19 protein-coding genes and 1 pseudogene are annotated in these 16467 nt (G+C 65.9%); 15 read left to right on the top strand and 5 right to left on the bottom strand.

All coding sequences use genetic code 11. From position 1 onward, the window contains the following. Positions 1 to 56: 56 nt before the first annotated feature. On the top strand, positions 57 to 314 hold the full coding sequence (locus OHV05_RS21100) for a type II toxin-antitoxin system Phd/YefM family antitoxin (RefSeq protein WP_405019062.1): 258 nt from the start codon (positions 57 to 59) through the stop codon (positions 312 to 314). Further along, complete coding sequence (locus tag OHV05_RS21095; RefSeq protein ID WP_405019061.1) at positions 311 to 571, top strand: Txe/YoeB family addiction module toxin; 261 nt, start codon at positions 311 to 313, stop codon at positions 569 to 571. Before OHV05_RS21100 ends, OHV05_RS21095 begins: the two co-directional genes overlap by 4 nt. 184 nt (positions 572 to 755) lie before the next feature. Here OHV05_RS21095 and OHV05_RS21090 read toward each other — a convergent pair whose 3' ends face one another. Beyond that, positions 756 to 1952, bottom strand: a complete 1197-nt coding sequence (locus OHV05_RS21090; RefSeq protein ID WP_405019060.1) for a tyrosine-type recombinase/integrase — start codon at positions 1950 to 1952, stop codon at positions 756 to 758. 130 nt (positions 1953 to 2082) lie between these two features. Here OHV05_RS21090 and OHV05_RS21085 point away from each other — a divergent pair, with 130 nt between their 5' ends. The 9 genes from OHV05_RS21085 (at position 2083) to OHV05_RS21045 (ending at position 9838) form a co-directional block, all read left to right on the top strand. Next, a complete protein-coding gene (locus OHV05_RS21085) occupies positions 2083 to 2634 on the top strand; it encodes a hypothetical protein (RefSeq protein ID WP_405019059.1) in 552 nt (183 codons plus the stop codon). Between the two features lie 88 nt (positions 2635 to 2722). After that, the gene (locus OHV05_RS21080; RefSeq protein WP_405021507.1) at positions 2723 to 2881 is read left to right on the top strand and encodes a helix-turn-helix domain-containing protein; all 159 of its coding nucleotides are present in this window, start codon (positions 2723 to 2725) and stop codon (positions 2879 to 2881) included. Next, complete coding sequence (locus tag OHV05_RS21075) at positions 2881 to 3330, top strand: hypothetical protein (protein WP_405019058.1); 450 nt, start codon at positions 2881 to 2883, stop codon at positions 3328 to 3330. The genes OHV05_RS21080 and OHV05_RS21075 overlap by 1 nt, the downstream gene beginning before the upstream one ends. A 193-nt stretch (positions 3331 to 3523) precedes the next feature. Further along, positions 3524 to 4897 (top strand): IS1380 family transposase, encoded by a 1374-nt coding sequence (locus tag OHV05_RS21070; RefSeq protein ID WP_405016188.1) that lies wholly within the window; start codon positions 3524 to 3526, stop codon positions 4895 to 4897. A 536-nt stretch (positions 4898 to 5433) separates the two neighbouring features. After that, positions 5434 to 5820 (top strand): hypothetical protein, encoded by a 387-nt coding sequence (locus OHV05_RS21065; RefSeq protein WP_405019057.1) that lies wholly within the window; start codon positions 5434 to 5436, stop codon positions 5818 to 5820. Between the two features lie 11 nt (positions 5821 to 5831). Beyond that, a complete protein-coding gene (locus OHV05_RS21060; protein WP_405019056.1) occupies positions 5832 to 6152 on the top strand; it encodes a hypothetical protein in 321 nt (106 codons plus the stop codon). A gap of 18 nt (positions 6153 to 6170) precedes the next feature. Next, positions 6171 to 7076 (top strand): hypothetical protein, encoded by a 906-nt coding sequence (locus tag OHV05_RS21055; protein WP_405019055.1) that lies wholly within the window; start codon positions 6171 to 6173, stop codon positions 7074 to 7076. Between the two features lie 550 nt (positions 7077 to 7626). Then, positions 7627 to 8385: a histone-like nucleoid-structuring protein Lsr2 gene (locus OHV05_RS21050; RefSeq protein ID WP_405019054.1), complete on the top strand. Its 759-nt coding sequence runs from the start codon at positions 7627 to 7629 to the stop codon at positions 8383 to 8385. 82 nt (positions 8386 to 8467) lie between these two features. Further along, on the top strand, positions 8468 to 9838 hold the full coding sequence (locus tag OHV05_RS21045; protein ID WP_405019053.1) for a DUF3987 domain-containing protein: 1371 nt from the start codon (positions 8468 to 8470) through the stop codon (positions 9836 to 9838). Between the two features lie 775 nt (positions 9839 to 10613). On the opposite strand, the gene OHV05_RS21040 is transcribed toward OHV05_RS21045, so the two are convergent. Beyond that, on the bottom strand, positions 10614 to 10883 hold the full coding sequence (locus OHV05_RS21040; protein ID WP_405019052.1) for a hypothetical protein: 270 nt from the start codon (positions 10881 to 10883) through the stop codon (positions 10614 to 10616). 81 nt (positions 10884 to 10964) lie between these two features. After that, entirely contained in the window at positions 10965 to 11327 is a 363-nt protein-coding gene (locus OHV05_RS21035) for a hypothetical protein (protein ID WP_405019051.1), read from the bottom strand. A gap of 139 nt (positions 11328 to 11466) precedes the next feature. On the opposite strand from OHV05_RS21035, the pseudogene OHV05_RS21030 reads away from it, so the two are divergent. Then, a pseudogene (locus OHV05_RS21030) lies at positions 11467 to 11673 on the top strand (multiprotein-bridging factor 1 family protein); the annotation flags it as partial. 48 nt (positions 11674 to 11721) lie between these two features. Here OHV05_RS21030 and OHV05_RS21025 read toward each other — a convergent pair. Beyond that, positions 11722 to 13416: an ISAzo13 family transposase gene (locus tag OHV05_RS21025; protein ID WP_405019050.1), complete on the bottom strand. Its 1695-nt coding sequence runs from the start codon at positions 13414 to 13416 to the stop codon at positions 11722 to 11724. 95 nt (positions 13417 to 13511) lie between these two features. Between OHV05_RS21025 and OHV05_RS21020 the strand changes: the two genes are divergently transcribed. Continuing rightward, positions 13512 to 14060, top strand: coding sequence for a DUF5753 domain-containing protein (locus OHV05_RS21020; protein WP_405019049.1), 549 nt, complete (start codon positions 13512 to 13514; stop codon positions 14058 to 14060). Beyond that, positions 14057 to 14257 (top strand): DUF397 domain-containing protein, encoded by a 201-nt coding sequence (locus OHV05_RS21015; RefSeq protein WP_405019048.1) that lies wholly within the window; start codon positions 14057 to 14059, stop codon positions 14255 to 14257. The genes OHV05_RS21020 and OHV05_RS21015 overlap by 4 nt, the downstream gene beginning before the upstream one ends. Positions 14258 to 14484: 227 nt before the next feature. Here the strand turns inward: OHV05_RS21015 and ychF are convergent, their stop codons facing one another. Further along, the gene (ychF, locus tag OHV05_RS21010) at positions 14485 to 15558 is read right to left on the bottom strand and encodes a redox-regulated ATPase YchF (RefSeq protein ID WP_405019047.1); all 1074 of its coding nucleotides are present in this window, start codon (positions 15556 to 15558) and stop codon (positions 14485 to 14487) included. A 288-nt stretch (positions 15559 to 15846) separates the two neighbouring features. Here ychF and OHV05_RS21005 point away from each other — a divergent pair, with 288 nt between their 5' ends. Further along, positions 15847 to 16440, top strand: a complete 594-nt coding sequence (locus OHV05_RS21005) for a DUF6542 domain-containing protein (RefSeq protein WP_405019046.1) — start codon at positions 15847 to 15849, stop codon at positions 16438 to 16440. The last annotated feature ends 27 nt before the right edge of the window (positions 16441 to 16467 follow it).

The raw sequence follows: 16467 nt of genomic DNA, 5'->3' as shown, positions 1-16467 counted from the left end.
TCGGGACACGTCGCCAGGCGTACAGTTTTCTGTACGCCCAGCAGAGGAGCCAAGCCGTGAAGACGATGACCTACTCGGAGTCCCGCGCACGGTACGCCGAGGTGCTCAACGCGGTCACGGACGACCGCGAGGAGATAGTGATCACCCGAGCCGGGCACGAGCCGGTGGTGATCGTTTCTCTGGAGGACTACCAATCGCTCAAGGAGACCGCCTACCTGCTGCGCAGCCCTGCCAACGCCCGCCGTCTCCTGGCCTCGATCGACGAACTGGAGAACGGCGGCGGGTCGGTACGAGAACTGGCGAATCCGGAGTGAAGATCACCTTCGCCTCCCGGGCCTGGGAGGACTACCTCTGGTGGCAGGCGCAGGACCGCAAGACCCTCAAGCGGATCAACACGCTCATCGCCGACGTGGCTCGCAACGGCAACGAGGGAATCGGTAAGCCCGAACCGCTGAAGCACGGCTTCCAGGGCTACTGGTCACGCCGCATCAACGACGAGCACCGCCTGGTCTACAAGGTCACCGACGATTCCGTCCTGATCGCCCAGTGCCGCTACCGCTACGAGAGCTGACCCCAGGCGACACCGACGGTGCCCGGCCCGCCAGAGGCGGGCCGGGCACCGTTGTCCGATCAGGCGTCAGACGTTGAACCTGAACTTCGAGCAGTCCACCGGATCCCAGCAACCACAAGGGTTTTCGCCCTCCTCTCGGGCCGAAGTCACCACCAGATCACCACCACCTGAGGCAAGGTCACCATCACGCGGCCTCGACGTCCGCCTGAGGCGCCGTCTCGGCGCCGCCCTGCACCAGGGTGAGCGTCGGACGCATGGCATTCTGCATGACGTCTCGGCACCGGCCCCAGGCTTCCGGCACCAGGTGCCCATACGTATCAACGGTCGTCTTGATCGACCGATGCCCGAGCCACCGGCTCACCTCATGGATGGGCACGCCATTGGCGAGCGCGGTCGAGGCGAAGAAGTGCCGCAGGCTGTGCGGCGTGTAGCCGCTGAGCTCCAGACCGGCAGCCTTGAGCGCCTTCTTCCAGTGGTAGCCGAAGGTGGAGGCTGTCGGCATAGACCCCTTGCCTCGCTCACGCGGTGCGAAGAGAACTTCCAGGCCCTCCACCAGAACTGACCCCCAGATACTTAGGTGGTGGTCGATCTCGTCCGCCAGGAACAGCGGCATCGGAACGTCCCGGTACTCGTCCGCCGTCCGGTGCTTGAGCGGCACCAGGCGCGTACGGCAGCCCTCCTGATTGGCCTTGGCGCTGATCTGCCGACGGAGCCGAAGGAAGCCACCGCGCTTGCACTCCGATGAGAAGCCCAGGGCCTCACTGATCCGGAGCCCAGCCCCGGCCATGAGCCACACGCTCAGCCGGTACTGGGAGGACATCGCAGCAGCAATGGCGTTCACCTCAGCGAGAGTTGGAATCTCGTCAGGGTCCACAGCGGGGACAGCAACCTTCAGAGGCTTCACTGCCGCACAGGGGCTCTCCGGTATCCGCTTCTCTTGAACAGCGGCCCTCATCATGGCCCGGAGGCAGTTCAGTCGGTCGTTGACCGTGGACGCTGCCAGCGTCTTGGACATCTCGGCTTGCAGCTTCTTCACATCGGCCGATGTGACTCCGAGGATGGTCTTTCCGCCCATGCTCGGGATCAGGTGGTTGTCGATGAACCCCTGGTAGTTCCTCCGGGTGCCCTCGTTGATCACATGCCGGGACAGCCAGTCAGCGGCCCAGACGCGGACCGGCAAGTTCCCTCGCTCAGGGTCGAAGTACAGCCCTTCGTTCTTGTCGCTCTCAACCTTGACCGCGAAAGCGTCGGCTTCCTTCTTCAGCCGGAACGACTTCTCTCGCTTCCTGCCGTCCCTGCCGCCGGGCTCCCTGTAGCGCACCGTCCACGGATGCCCGCACTTCGGGCTGTCGCACTCGCACTTCTTTAGAACGCTGGCCACTTGAACTCCCGCTCACCTCCCGGCTGGTGGGCGGCCCGTCCGCCTCTTGCCACCGGGTGAGCCAAGTTTCATCATGACCACCCCATGTTGTCAACACGGGGTGGGGCACTCGGTGTGGTACGTTTTTCGAATGGATGCAGACGAGAGCGGCTTCGAGGTCACGCAGCAGCAAGGCGCGTGGGTGGTGCGGATGTGGTGGCCGAGCGGCCCGATCAACGGCGGCCCGCAGCGCATCACCATCGAGCAGGCCGACGACGCGCCAGCCCGGGACGTGGCACGCGGGATCTCGACCACGGTTCTTCGCAGGCTGGATCTCCAGGCCGCCCTGGACGCGGCCAAGAAGCTGGCTCCTGAGGCCCTGACGACGCTTGAGGACCTCACCCAGAAGCTCAACGGCATGGGTGAGGCGGCCGGCCTTCTGCTGGCCAACGAGGGTGTCTCAGAGCAGTACTTGGCCATGCTGGCAGCGACCTACAAGGTCATGGCGGACACCGGTGCTCCGGCTCCCGTGCCGTGGCTGGCCCGGCTGATCGAGCGGCGCCCGGAGACGGTCAAGGACCACCTGAAGAAGGCCCGCAGGGACGGCTACCTCAGCACCCTCGCGGGGAAGGCAGGCGGAGAGCTGACCGACAAGGCCCAGGCCGTACTTGCGTCCATGGCCGAAGCAGCGGGAGAGCAGTAGCCCAACCCGCCGCACGACTTCGAACACCTAAGCCCCCGAGGCCACTCGGGGGCTTCACCTTTATCAGGGAGAAACCTTGGCCCAACTGATGACCGTGGATGACGTAGCCCAGTACCTCCGGACCCCGAAATCGTGGGTGTACGAGAACTGGCGACGGGAGCAGATCCCGTTCCGAAAGGTCGGCCAGGCTCTGCGCTGCCGACACGAAGACCTTGAGAAGTGGTTCGACACCCAGGAGGCGAATTGATGGACATAGACCCGTTCGGCGGGCTGCCGCCATGGCAGACGCCGCCACAGATCCCGGAAGAGGAGAAGGCCCGGACCCTGCGCCCTGTCGCAGTCGCCAGGGCGCTCTATCAGTCGATGATCTACGAGGAGAACAAGGCGGGACGCCTCGACCTCGGGGTGAACGACGGGCGTAACGGCTTGCTCTATCTGTGGGCCCTGATCCAGCACGTGAATGTGAAGTCATGCCGGACCTTCGTCTCGGACACCACTGTGGCCGAACACTTCGGGTTCGAGTCCCGCAACCATGGCTTCAAGCAGGCCAGGGAACTGGCAGAAGCCCAGGGCGTGATCCGTGTGCACGGCAAGAAAGGGCGTGCCTGGGAGGTGTCCCTCACGGTTCCCACTCGACTGAAGGACGAGTACCCAGAGCTGTGGGACTGCACCATCTCACCGACCAACAGGCCCTGAAGGCATCTCTCCAGGGTGCACTAACTTGGAACTCTTTACTCAGAACCTAGAACTGAGAACTGAGGACCTAGCCTCGGCCTTTCACGGCGGGCACTGTCCGACGGGTGATCAGAAAAGAGAAAAGTGCTTCTGACCTGCAACGATGGGACTTGTCTAGGGTCCAGTCAGCTGCGTGGAAAGAAGCACTTCTCAGGTGAACAGTATCGGGTCGTATCCGCGTGTTCGCGTCGAGGGCAACGGTCGTGGGGTGGTCTCGCAGTCCGGTGCCGTGCTGCTGGTCGAGACGGCCCGCAAGGTGGGGCTGGATGCGGCGATATCGACGGCGCTGGTGCCGTGGCGCAAGGCGCGTGTGGTCCATGATCCCGGCAAGATCCTGCTGGATGTCGCGCTCGCTGTGGCCCTTGGCGGGGACTGCCTGGCCGATGTCGCGATGCTGCGGGCCGAGCCCGCCGTGTTCGGCCCGGTGGCCTCCGATCCGACCGTCTCCCGTCTGGTCGACACCCTCGCCGCGGCCGGGCCCCGCGCACTCGCGGCGATCCGTCGGGCGCGGGCCGAAGTCCGCGAGCGGGCCTGGCGGTTGGCCGGCGAGGCGGCCCCGGACGCGGGCGGCGAGGTGACCGTGGACATCGACGGAGTGCTGGTCCTCGCGCACTCCGAGAAGCAGGACGCCGCCAAAACCTGGAAGAAGACGTTCGGGCACCACCCACTGTTCGCGTTCGTCGACCACGGCCGCGAGGGGTCCGGGGAACCGGTGGCGGGCCTGCTGAGGCCGGGGAACGCCGGCAGCAACACGGCCGCCGACCACATCGAAGCGGCCCGGACGGCGCTGGCCCAGCTCCCGAAGAAGTACCGGCGCGGACGCCGAACCCTGATCCGCACCGACTCCGCCGGCGGCACCCACGACTTCCTGAACTGGCTCACCACACGCGGCCGGTGGCTGTCCTACTCGGTGGGGATGACCATCACCGGCGGCATCCACCAGGCCGTGCTGAAGATCCCGGCCTCTGCCTGGACCCCCGCAGTCGAACCCGGCGGAGAGATCCGCGACGGCGCCTGGGTCGCCGAACTCGCAGGCGACGTCCTGAGCGGCTGGCCGAAGGGGATGCGGCTGATCGTCCGCAAGGAACGGCCCCACCCCGGAGCCCAGTTGCGCTTCACCGACGCCGACGGCATGCGGCTGACCTGCTTCGCCACCAACACCACCCACGCCCCGATCGCCCGCCTGGAGCTGCGGCACCGCCAGCGGGCCCGCGCCGAGGACCGCATCCGCGCCGCCCGCGACACCGGACTGCGCAACCTGCCCCTCCACCGGTTCGCGCAGAACCAGGTCTGGCTGGAGATCGTCCAGCTCGCACTCGACCTGCTCGCCTGGATGCCCATGCTCGCCCTGACCGGCACCGCCCGCCGCTGGGAACCCAAACGCCTACGGCTGCGGCTGTTCTCCGCCGCCGCCCAGCTCGTCACCACCGGCCGCTGCCGCTACCTCCGCCTGGCCCGCCACTGGCCCTGGACCGACACGATCACCAGCGCGTTCGCACGCCTACACGCCCTGCCAGACCCCGGCTGACCAGCGATAACGCCCCACCCCGACGAGCACTCGACCACTTCCGGAGCTGTGGAACCCGGCGCCCACCCGACGCGACAGCCGGGCCCTCGGCATTTCTACAGGCAGAAAACCCAGCCCGGACAAGCAGAAACGACCCGCCAGCCAAACTGACGAGCCGTCATGCAAGATCGAGGCTAGAACTCAGGACTCAGAACTTGAGACCTGAGACTTGTTAGGCAGAACTTGGGCATGGGCCCTCTCCCTAGATAGCAGCCTAGGCACCGCCCCTTTGGAAGGGCGGTCACAGGATCAGTACCAATCCGGCCTTAAGGGCCGGAAGGATCACAGCCCAGGCAAGCACACCACCAAAGGTGATGTGCCTCACACTTTCCGGCTCCATGGCCGGAAAACAGGGTTTGTGACACATACACCCTTAGTAGAGGCAGAAACAGAACTGGTCGGCTCCCAAGGCCGACCTCTTCTCTCTCTCCAACCAGCCCCGGCACTCCCAATCAGCCGGGGCTTACCTGTTCCCAGGACTCACCGGAGGTACCTCTTTGACTGACTTCGAGACCGATCCCGACAGCATCGCCGCAGATCAGGAAGACGCCACGGTGCAGCCGGGGCCGGCCGATCTGCCCGATCCGACGGAGGCCATCCGGGCAGAGATCCACCGCGAGTACGCGGAGCGCTTCGTGCTTACCGAGATCCGGACCCCGGCCGCCATCGGCGGGATTGACTTCCCCGACGGATTCACGGAACTGCTGGACTTCTCCAAATTCGTGGATGAGAACGGCGATCCCTGCACCGAGTCCATCGCCACCATGCTCAAGCCGTTTGGCACCCCAATCGAGGAGGATTACCCGGAGCTTCAGGGCGCCGGTTTCTACCGCGACAAGGGCCCGCTTTTCTCCCAGACGTCGCTTGACGCCCGCCACCGCTGAAAGGACCAACCATGACTGACAGCTCAGCTGAACCGACCGCGCTTAACCCTGATCCGGCCGAGGCCATCCGGGCCGAGATTGCCAGCAAGTACGCCTCGAAGCTGGCCAAGGCAAACCTGGTGACCGAGGCAACGCGGGTTGGTATCCGAATCCCGGATGCCTATCTGGAGTATCTCGACTATCCGCAGATTCACAACGGGACAGGTGAGCTTCTGCCTGAGGCCCTTGAATACATCCTGGATGCCTACGCCCACCACAAGCACCCGAAGCGCTCCCGGACTGTCGAACCCCAGGAGCCTCGCCTTTCTCTCGACGCACGCCACCGCCGCTAATAGCACTGGAGTTCACATATGGCCTATTCTTACCAGCACACCGGCACGAAGTCGTTTGTTCCCGAGGTCTGGGACTCACGGCTCTTGGTTCAGTTCGATCCGCTCCTGGTGTGGGCGTCGAACATCGTCGCCAACCGGAAGTACGAGGGCAACATTTCCCGTCAGGGTGATGTGGTCAGCATTAACAGTCTCGCAACTCCGACGGTTGGCGATTACAAGCTGCCGGACGGCATGACCCCGCAGCGTCCCGAGACGGTGGTTCAGAAGCTTTCGATCACCGAAGCAAAATATTTGCAGCTACTGGTCGAAGACGCGGAGCGCATTCAGAGCGCGGGCGCCCTGAACACGCCCATCAACCAGCAGATGATCCGGGCCCTGGCCCGCGAGGCGGACACCTTCATGGGTAAGGTGATTGCTGCCGGGGCAACTCCCATGCCTGCCATCTCCGCAACAGCCGCAGGAGCCCCGCAGGCGCTCTTCAGTGGCATCCTTGACATGATGCTCGCCCTGGACGACAACGACATCCCGGCGGGCCGTTACGTGGTCGTTTCGCCGAAGGTAAAGCGGTACCTGATTGAGCACCCGGCTATCGCGAATGCCGGGGCCTACGGTGAGGCCGGGGTTACCGCAAACGGCGTGGTTGCTCGCCTGGCGGGCTTCACCGTTCTGTCCACCACGGCTATGCCCGCAGGCGTGGACATCGTGGCCGGGCACCGCGAGTTCGCTACCTACGCGTCGCAGTTCAACGGTTTCCGCGCTGGAATGTCGGAGAAGTACCGAGCTGACTTCATTGACAATCTCCACCTCTACGGCGGCCGGATCGTGCGATTCCCGAACCTGGACACCACCAAGGCTGATCACACCTTCGATGAAACGAAGCCGACCAAGGGCATCGTCAAGGCCGCTGTTCAGTGGGCGGCCTAAGCATTAGTTAGATCCCTTCCGGGGCTCCTGTCATCTGGCAGGAGCCCCGGCTTTTTGCGTACCCGCTCACTGACAGATCGGCCGGCCTCCTCCATGGCCCGACTCCACCGTGAGGAGAAGTGCGCTGTCTACCGCCGCAAGTGTCTATTTCTCGTTTTCCGTACATCGAACTCTGTTTTGTAATGCAAGTCACAGGATGAATAGGTATCTATCGTGTGATTACGGACACAGTCAGAGCCCAGATCGGGGCCCAGTGTGGCGATTCTGGAACCGAGCTTCCGCATCATGGAATATTTGAAACCCGTACACGGTGGGAGGAGGCCACCCCCGGTGGGTCCTATTCAGAACGAATTAGGCATTACCCCGGCATTCATTGACATTAGGTTTATGAAGTTAATATCGAGTCGTTACTCTTCCGTGATACACACAGGTTCGTTAGCTGGGAAGATGAGGGCAGTTCCGCCGGTGCGACAGGGCGGGGTGTGGCAAGCCGTAAGAGTGAAGCTCCGGATGCCATTACGACGGACAGCTAACGAATCAAGGGGAAGCCGTGCGCAAGACAGTTCTGATGCCCGTGGAGAAGGTCCTTTGCGACGCTCACCTGGCGCGTGACAAGAGCGAAGAAGAGGCCACGGACGTCATCAGCCTCGCTGGCCGCGCATGGGATCTGTGCATGGAACACAGCCTCTCGTTCAGCCGGTACCTCGTTGATGCACTCGGGGTGCCTGTCGCACCTGACACCACTCCAGCCCCTGTCGAGCCGTCCCCTGTTCTGGTCCCGGAGGAGGAGGACCAGGAGGAGGCGACCGAAGAGGACCAGGAGGAGGAGCTGGCCGAGGCTGAGACCGAGCCACGTCCGTCAGTGATGATCACTGGTGAGATCCCGAAGTACACGTGGGATGACGCACGTGATGCGGTGCGCAACCTGGGCTACGAGGTGGTGGGTCGGGCGGATGAGACGACCGTGCTGCTGATCTGTGGGGATGGGGCGGAGCGCGCCACGACCAAGCTTCGGGACGCTCGGGAGCGTGGCATCCCCGCGTTCGACGCCACCCGGCCCGGGGCGTTCCGAGACGCTGTGTGCGCTGGTGAGTTCAAGGGTGGTGACCCTCTCCCGGAGGCTGTCCGCAAGGACGCTCAGGCCGTGATCAGTGACCGTGAGCGCAACCGGATGATCCGTGTCTGGGCCAAGGCGAACGGCTGGAACCTGCCTGCCAAGGGGCGCATCCCGATGGGCGTCAGTCACGCGTACCGGGCTGCCACACGGGAGCAGGACACCACTCCTCAGGAGTCCCACTCAGCAGCCTGACCCTGTTCTGACCGTACGTCCTTCACGGCGGCCGGGGTCGTCCCGGCCGCCGCTCACACCAACCAACTGGAGAGAGCGCAGCATGAACGGGATCACCTTGTACGGGCCGATCGGTGAGGCTGTCCGGGCAGTTGAGCCGCACGTGGAGTGTGACCCTGTGGGTGTCTACGTGGCTGCCCTCTCGATGTGGAGTGCTGCCATCGGTGACTCGGTCAAGGTCGTGTCCCGTGGCAGCACGCGCCCTGTACTGATCTGGAGTTCGTTGGTCGCTGGGACCGGGCGTGGGAAGGGCTCTGCGCTCCGGGCCGCTCAGCACATCATGCGGCCGTCCCTTGGCCGGTTCCTGGACACGCACACCACCAGTGGCATCACGTCCGGGGCTTCTCTGGTCAACTACCTTGCGGAGCAGGCGGGAGCGACGGAGGAGACAGAGGCAGGGCGCGACGTGCGCGCCTTGGTCATCGAAGAAGAGTGGTCGGAAGTGCTCCGCCGCGTGAAGCGCGACCCCTCATTCACAGCCAAACTCCGAACCGCCTGGGACGGCGGGTCACTACGGAACACGACCAAGGAAGATGCTCAGGCCGTCGATGATCCGGCCCTGGTGATGCACACGCACATCACCCCGTCTGACTGGTCCAAGTACATCGGTGCCGCTGAGGCAGCGGGAGGCAGCTACAACCGCATCATGCCTTTCCTGCTCCGCTCAGTGCCGATGCTGGATGACGAGTCCGCTGGTCTGCCGGACGTGGACGGGGCTGCTCTGGCCGACGCTTACGCGTGGGCTACCCGGGGCCGTGAGATCCACCTGAGCGCAGACGCTCGGCCGCTGTGGCGCACGATCCGCCGGTACGCCCGGATCATCGCTGAGACCCTTCCCGGGTCGCAGGCCGTGTTCATCGAGCGCACGGCCGAACAGACCCTGCGGGTCGCTGCCTGCCTGGCAGCCTCCGAACAGCTCGACGTGATCGACCACGCGTGCCTGTCCGCAGCGTTCTCCCTCGTTCGCTACAGCGTCCGGTGCGCGGTCGGCATCACAGCCGGAGCCGACGGACCGCAGGCAACCCGTCCCGTACTTACGCTGGCTGACAAGGTCCGGGCCCGGATCGCGATGAACGGCGGACGGGCCACCGCCTCACAGATCCTGCCGTACGTGAACGCCACTGCTGCTGAGGTCAAGGCCCTGCCCGGGATCACGGTCACCCTCGACCGTTCCAAGGTCGGCCGACCCGCATCCGTCTACACCCTGGCCACTGCGGGTGCCGCTGACACTCCACATAACTCTCCGCGCAGCCGGCCGCTACCAGCTGCTGAGAGCCGGAAGAACAGCCCGGCTGCTGTCGTGCGTCTCGACACCTACCGGCCCCGCGCCACCGCACCCGTACAGGCTCCGCGCCCCGTGCCGGTACGCGGGCACACCGCTTCGACGGTTAACCCGATCCTCGCTCTGCTCTGACCCACGAACATGAATCGGCCCCGGTCTGCATCTGCGGACCGGGGCTTCTTCGTTAGCTAGATCGGGACTGCTGCCCCTGTCGTTCTTACTTCGACTGGGTCGGCCGTGCTCGTTCCGGTCGTCGTCCCGTGCCGTCGCACGCGTCGCATGCGTGCTTGAGTTCGTCATTGCTGTTGGCGATCTTCACCGACACGAACCCAGTCCCCTGGCAGACGTTGCAGTACATGGCGACTCCTAAGAGACCGTGACGCGGCCGGTGCCACCGCAAGAGCTGCACTGGTACCGCATACCGTTCTGAGTGATGTACCCCTGCCCGCCGCAGGTACTGCACGGGATGGTGCCCAGTTCCGCCGGGAGCGGGGCCAGGAGTGGGGTCGGTCGGTCCAACAAACTCAATGATGCCATCAGTGGTCCCTCCCAGGACTTAACAGTGCGCTTGAGTGCGCCTACTCGGCGCTACGTCGCTTGAGCTTGCTCCGGCTCGTGGAACGGGCCGGGACAGGGTTTTGCACCCGGCCAGTTCGCAGGAGTGGCCGGGAGTTCGGGGTCAGCGCAGGAGCACGCCGAGCAGCAGGCCCAGGCCCGCGAGGCCGAGCGCGATGTAGTACCAAGCCTCACGCCTGCGTCTGGCGATCCGTTGGTTCTGGTGGTCAGTCACGGAACACCTTCGGTAGTCGGGTCAGTTGGGTGGCCCCGGCCAGGGCGGAACCAGCAACACCGGGCCGGGACCGTCCGGCCACCGTGGAAGGGGGAGCACGGCGCCGGAGACAATGGGTCAGCGGAACAGGGTGCTGTCGACGGGCTTCTGCCGCAATGGCTCACCGAGTTCGCGAGTGGCTCGCCATTCCTCGGCGGTCGGCTTCCGAACAGCGTCGATCCGTACTCTCCACCTGGGCTTCGAGACGCCCGGCGTCCGAAGGAAGATGAATCCCTGCATCGTCTGGTTGACGATGCCGACACGGTTGGTCCTGGTGTCCACAAGGACGATGCCCACGCACGCGGTGACCTGTTCAGCCATCAGGCGGTGCAGGCCGGGCAGGCACACGGTGGGTACTCCGTCATGGCACCGGAAAGGGAGTACTCATCCCCGAAGTGCTGACGGTTCGATCGAACAATTGGCGGACCGTCAGGCCGCAGGACGTACACCTTGATCGAGATCCACGAACTGTCCGAGGCGTCCGTCATCGTCGCCCTCCTCCTCGGTGGGGTAGCCGAACAGCTCCCTGTCGCTGTAGCCGTACGGCTCGATCTCGACGTACAGCCGGGTGATCCGGCGGCTGCTGGCACCCGACCACATGACCAACGTGCAGGCGTAGTGACCAACCTCGAACACCTGCAAAGGCGTTCGGTACGGCGCCGGTCCGCGAAGGTCCGAAACGAGGACCCCAACGGCCGGCCTCCAGGCCACGGAATCGGCCTCGGGGACCGGTTCCCGGAAGGCAATCGGGACCACAGGAGCTATGGGCCGGGGCAGGGTGGTGCTGGTCATGGTGGGGCCTCCGAGGGGATGGCTAGCCGGGTAGAGGGCGAACCAGGGTTGTTCGTTCTGGGTAACAGCTTCGGCACACGCCGCTACGCTCACCAGGGGCTCGGCCCCAACAACACACTTGACCGGGGGTGTTCACCCAGTGACGAACAAGCGGTACGCAGATGAGTCGGCAGCTGCCGCAGTCTTCTACGGGAGCGAACTGCGGCGGCTTCGAACTGCGGCAGGGCTGAGTCAGGACGACTTGGGTGCCGCCATCAACTACACCGGCAGCTACATCGGACAGGTTGAGGTCACCAAGCGGAAGCCACAGCGGGAGCTCTCTGAGCTGCTGGACAAGGCACTTGTCGCTGACGGCCACTTCGTGCGGCTCTGGGAACTAAGGGCCTGCCGGAAATCAACTCGCTGTCTTGATCTCTGCCGGTGGTGTGATGCCGTGGCGGGCAGCGAGGCCGAGGAGGTCGTCCAGGGTTGCCAGTCGGGTGTCGGCGGGCTCGATGGTGTGGCCGACTTCGTCGAGGAGGCGCCGGGTCTGGCTGACGACCCGGTTCAGGCTCTGGGGAACCACTGCGAAGAGCGGGGCGATCGTCACTTGCGGAAGCCGGTGTCGTTCGTAGAGGAGAGTGGCCAGGAGCCGGTCGACGAGGGTCAGGCCGGGTCGCCGGCCGGTGTAGCGACCAGGCGCGGGTGCTTTCTGCTGGTCACCGCCGCGTCGTTGGTGGAGGTCTGCTTCCCGCTGGCCTTCTCGTGCCGCGCTCAGCGCGGCGATAAGCCCGCTCCACTGCTCGTCCGGCATGCCGGTCAGGGCCGGGTGGACCAGCCATGAGCGGCCCGGGCCGGGCAGGTCCTGGGGCGGGATCGGTGGGACGCCGTCGCGACAGTGCTCCTCGGGGCGCAACGTGTAGTTCCAGTCACCGTGCCAGTCGTGGCGGTCCAGCGGCAGGGCGGCCATCTGTGTGTCGCCGATCGTGATGCCGGTCGGGTAACTGTTGGTGTCCAGGGCGGCGGTGACGGTCAGTCCGGTACTGGTGGTTGTCGCGGCGATGCAGTTCAACACGACTTCGTGGCTGGTCAGGGGGCGTCCGCGCCAGTTCATGCTGATGTGGGCGAACAGCCGGTGCTCGATGCGGTTCCACTTCGATGTGCCTGGCGGCAGTGTGCAGACGGTGACGGCCAGGCCGCTCTGTTCGGCGAACGCGGCCAGCTCGGTTTTGAAGGACCGGCGCCGGTAGCCGTTGGACCCGCCGGCGTCACAGGTGATCAGCAGCCGTCCGGCCTGCGGGTAGGTGTCCTTGCCGATCGCGGTCCACCAGCGCCGCAGGGACTCCACGGCGAACGCGGCGGTGTCGTGGTCGATGCCGACGTTGACCCAGCCGGTGTTCGCCGACACGTCGTAGACCCCGTAGGGGATCGCCTTGCCCAGCCTCTGGTCGGGGAAGTCGTGGGTGCGTACCGGGACCGGCTGCCCGGCCCGCGCCCACTCGGTGCCGGCGTTGCGGTACTCGCCGATCAGCTCTTTCTTCTTCGTGTCCACCGATACCACCGGGTCGCCGGCGGCCTGGAAGGCTTTGACCTGCTCGTTGATGTAGCGGAACTGCCCGTCGCGGTCGGGGCTCTGCTTGCCCTCGATGGTCTTGGCATTGCCCTGCAGGCTGAAGCCCTCGGCGTGCAGCAGGCCGGCGACGGTGTCGGCGGAACAGCGGTGACCGGCCGCCGTCAGTTCCCGGGACAGCTTCCTGGTCGACTTCGTCGTCCAGCGCAGCGGCGACATCGGATCCCCGCGCATGTCCGGCTCGACCAGCGCCAGCAGCGTGGGCACCAGTTCCGGGTCCAGGTCGGCCAGCCTCTTGCGGCCCCCGCCAGGCCGGCGGACCCGACCGCTCGGCTCCACCGCCCCGTCCAGTTCGTCCACCCCGCGCGAGACGGTGCCCTCGCGCATTCCCGCAGCCCGAGCCACCACCCGGATCCCGCCATGCCCCAGCGATCGCGCCTCAGCCCCAGCTGCCAGACGGCGTTGCCGCTCATCCAGATGCGGGAACAGCACCTCGAACTTCGCCGTCAGCGACGCCTCGATCTCCACAGATATGCCCATACCACAACAACGAGGCCCAGAACGGGAAGCAACGCTTTGTTCTCCGGCAGGCCCTAATCAACAAGGGGCCGTATCCGGACTGGTTCCGGGTGTACGTGGAACTCGAAGCCAGAGCAACGGTCATCCACAACTACACAGGCAGCTTGATCCCGGGCCTGTTGCAGACCGAGGCGTACGCGCATTCGGTCTTTCGCAAGGGGCGGCCGCGCGATTCGATGGAGACGACGGCTGAGAAGGTGCAGGCCAGGCTCAAGCGTCAGCTCATCCTGGGGCGGCCAACAGCGCCCCTGTTGTGGTCCGTCATCGACGAGGCCGCGTTGCGACGGATGGTTGGCGGGCCAGCCGTGATGGCAGAACAGCTTGCTCATCTGGTCCGAGCTGCACAGAGTCCCGACATCGAGATTCAGGTGCTTCCGTACAGCAGTGGAGCGCACGGGACCATGGAAGGCGGGCTGATCATTCTAGGCTTTTCGGACGATCCGGACGTTGCCTATGCGGAAAGTTCACTCGCAGGGCACCTAGCTGATGACCCCCAATCCGTGTCTGAGTGCGCGGACTCCTACGATCGCGTTAGAGCGGACGCGCTGTCTCCCGAAGCGTCCGTGGCTCTGATTCGCAACGTGATGAAGGAGTACACCCCATGAGCCTCGACCTCGACTCTGTGACGTGGCGGAAGTCCAGCTACAGCGGGGCCAATGGGGGCGACTGCGTCGAGGTTGGCGACGGCGTCCCTGGCCTTGTACCTGTCCGTGACTCCAAGGACCCGGAGGGCCCGGTTCTGGTGTTCGAGGCGAACCAATGGGCCGCCTTCGCCAGCTTCGCCGCCACCTTCACCATCTAACTAACCCTGCCCCCGCCTCGCGGCTTGACTGTCCGTCCTGGAGCCCCTGTTGCCACGGAGCAGCAGGGGCTTTGTGCTGCTCTTCGGGGTCACCACCAAGTCACCACAAGGCCAAGGAACACACAGAAACGGCCCGGACCACTCCGAAGAGTGACCGGGCCATATGCTCTCTGACCTGCTGGTTTGTGGCTACTGAGCAGGGGTGATAGAAGCCCCCGAATCAGGCGTCAGACGTTGAACCTGAACTCCACCACGTCGCCGTCCTGCATGACGTACTCCTTGCCCTCGATCCGGGCCTTGCCCTTGGATCGGGCCTCGGGGATGGAGCCGCACTCGACCAGGTCGTCGAAGGAGACGATCTCGGCCTTGATGAAGCCCTTCTGGAAGTCGGTGTGGATCACACCGGCCGCCTCGGGGGCGGTCGCGCCCTTCTTGATGGTCCAGGCGCGGACCTCCTTCGGGCCGGCCGTGAGGTAGGTCTGCAGGCCGAGGGTCTCGAAGCCGACCCGGCCGAGGGTGGACATGCCGGTCTCCTCCTGGCCCATGGACTGGAGGAGTTCGAGGGCCTCGTCGTCGTCCATGCCGATCAGCTCGGACTCGATCTTGGCGTTGAGGAAGATCGCCTCGGCGGGGGCGACCAGGGCCCGCTGCTCGGTCTTGAACTCCTCGTTGGTGAGCTCCTCCTCGTCCACGTTGAAGACGTAGAGGAAGGGCTTGGTGGTGAGCAGGTGCAGCTCCCGGACCGAGGAGGCGTCGAAGCCGACCTCGAACAGGGTCTTGCCGGACTCCAGGACCTTCTGGGCGGCCTCGGCGGCGGCCAGGGTGGCCGCGCTCTCCTTCTTCAGCCGGGACTCCTTCTGGAGCCGCGGCAGGACCTTCTCGATCGACTGGAGGTCGGCGAGGATCAGCTCGGTGTTGATGGTCTCGATGTCGTCCTTCGGCGAGACCTTGCCGTCCACGTGCACCACGTCGGGGTCGACGAAGGCGCGGATGACCTGGCAGATCGCGTCCGACTCGCGGATGTTCGCCAGGAACTTGTTGCCCAGCCCCTCGCCGACCGAGGCGCCGCGGACGATGCCCGCGATGTCGACGAAGTCGACCGTCGCCGGGAGGATCCGCTGGGAGCCGAAGATCCCGGCCAGCACGGCCAGCCGGGCGTCCGGCACGCCGACGACGCCCACGTTGGGCTCGATGGTGGCGAACGGGTAGTTGGCCGCCAGCACGTCGTTCTTGGTCAGGGCGTTGAACAGGGTCGACTTGCCGACGTTCGGCAGGCCGACGATTCCGATCGTGAGCGACATGTAGCGAAGTCCCGTGGGCTCGGAGGGCGTGGAGCGGCGCGGGTGCCCCGAGCCGATCGCCAAGTCTACGGCCCCGGTCACACCGCGCCGCCGGGCCACCGGGACGAAGCCGCCCGCCGCTGCCGTACGCCCCGGGCGGCGGCCCCCGGGCGGGCCGAGCGGCGACGGTGCGGGCGGCGACGGTGCGGGCGGGCGAGGCCGGGCGCCCGCCGATCGGTGGTTCGTTCCCGGACGTTACGCCGGCCGGGGACACGGAATGAGGCGAACGCGCCATTACACAGTGTGGCGATGATCGGACCGTACGTTGGACGGGTGGAGCAGAGCATCCGTACCCAGCCGCCAGGGCCCAGACGCCGACCGCCGACCGGCGCCGGCGAGGCCGCCGTACCGGGGCCTGCCACGCCCCCCGACGCCCGGGCGGCCGTCCCGAAGCCGAAGCTGCGGCTCACCCTGCCGGTACCGCTCCCGCTGCGCGGCCGGCCGAAGGCCCGGAGCGGGCCCCCGGCCCGGCTGACGGCGGTCGGCACCGGTGTGCTGGCGCTGGTCGCGACGGTGGCGGCGGCGGGGCTGGACCGGCTGCTGTTCGACGACCTCGGGGTGCTGTTCGGCCTCGGCTACCTGCTGGTCTGCTTCCAACTGGCCGTCCGGGTACGGCTGGCGGACCTGCCGGCCGCGCCGATCAGCGGGCCGATCGCGTTCGCGCTGGCGCTGGTCTGCTTCGCGCCGGGCTCGGCGTCGGGGGTGACCGGTCAGGTGGTGGCGCTGGCCAGCGGTCTCGCACTGCGGGCGGGCTGGCTGTTCACCGGCACCGGGCTGGCCCTGGTGATCGTGGCCGCCCGCTTCCTGGCCCAGCGCCGGATCCGGCGCAGCCGCACCTCCTGACCACCGGCCACTCGGCGGCCCGCTGAC

Source organism: Kitasatospora sp. NBC_00070 (genome assembly GCF_045041205.1).
Lineage (GTDB): Bacteria > Actinomycetota > Actinomycetes > Streptomycetales > Streptomycetaceae > Kitasatospora.
The sequence above is the reverse complement of the archived record's forward strand: the minus strand, read 5'-3'. Positions and strand labels throughout refer to the sequence as shown.

Excerpts from the sequence above, each read along its gene's own strand:
- OHV05_RS21005 (WP_405019046.1), top strand. The coding sequence starts at position 15,847 with ATGATCGGACCGTACGTTGGACGGGTGGAGCAGAGCATCCGTACCCAG.
- OHV05_RS21035 (WP_405019051.1), bottom strand. The coding sequence starts at position 11,327 with ATGACCAGCACCACCCTGCCCCGGCCCATAGCTCCTGTGGTCCCGATT.
- OHV05_RS21060 (WP_405019056.1), top strand. The coding sequence starts at position 5,832 with ATGACTGACAGCTCAGCTGAACCGACCGCGCTTAACCCTGATCCGGCC.
- ychF (WP_405019047.1), bottom strand. The coding sequence starts at position 15,558 with ATGTCGCTCACGATCGGAATCGTCGGCCTGCCGAACGTCGGCAAGTCG.
- OHV05_RS21075 (WP_405019058.1), top strand. The coding sequence starts at position 2,881 with ATGGACATAGACCCGTTCGGCGGGCTGCCGCCATGGCAGACGCCGCCA.
- OHV05_RS21025 (WP_405019050.1), bottom strand. The coding sequence starts at position 13,416 with ATGGGCATATCTGTGGAGATCGAGGCGTCGCTGACGGCGAAGTTCGAG.
- OHV05_RS21085 (WP_405019059.1), top strand. The coding sequence starts at position 2,083 with ATGGATGCAGACGAGAGCGGCTTCGAGGTCACGCAGCAGCAAGGCGCG.
- OHV05_RS21080 (WP_405021507.1), top strand. The coding sequence starts at position 2,723 with ATGACCGTGGATGACGTAGCCCAGTACCTCCGGACCCCGAAATCGTGG.
- OHV05_RS21055 (WP_405019055.1), top strand. The coding sequence starts at position 6,171 with ATGGCCTATTCTTACCAGCACACCGGCACGAAGTCGTTTGTTCCCGAG.
- OHV05_RS21045 (WP_405019053.1), top strand. The coding sequence starts at position 8,468 with ATGAACGGGATCACCTTGTACGGGCCGATCGGTGAGGCTGTCCGGGCA.
- OHV05_RS21015 (WP_405019048.1), top strand. The coding sequence starts at position 14,057 with ATGAGCCTCGACCTCGACTCTGTGACGTGGCGGAAGTCCAGCTACAGC.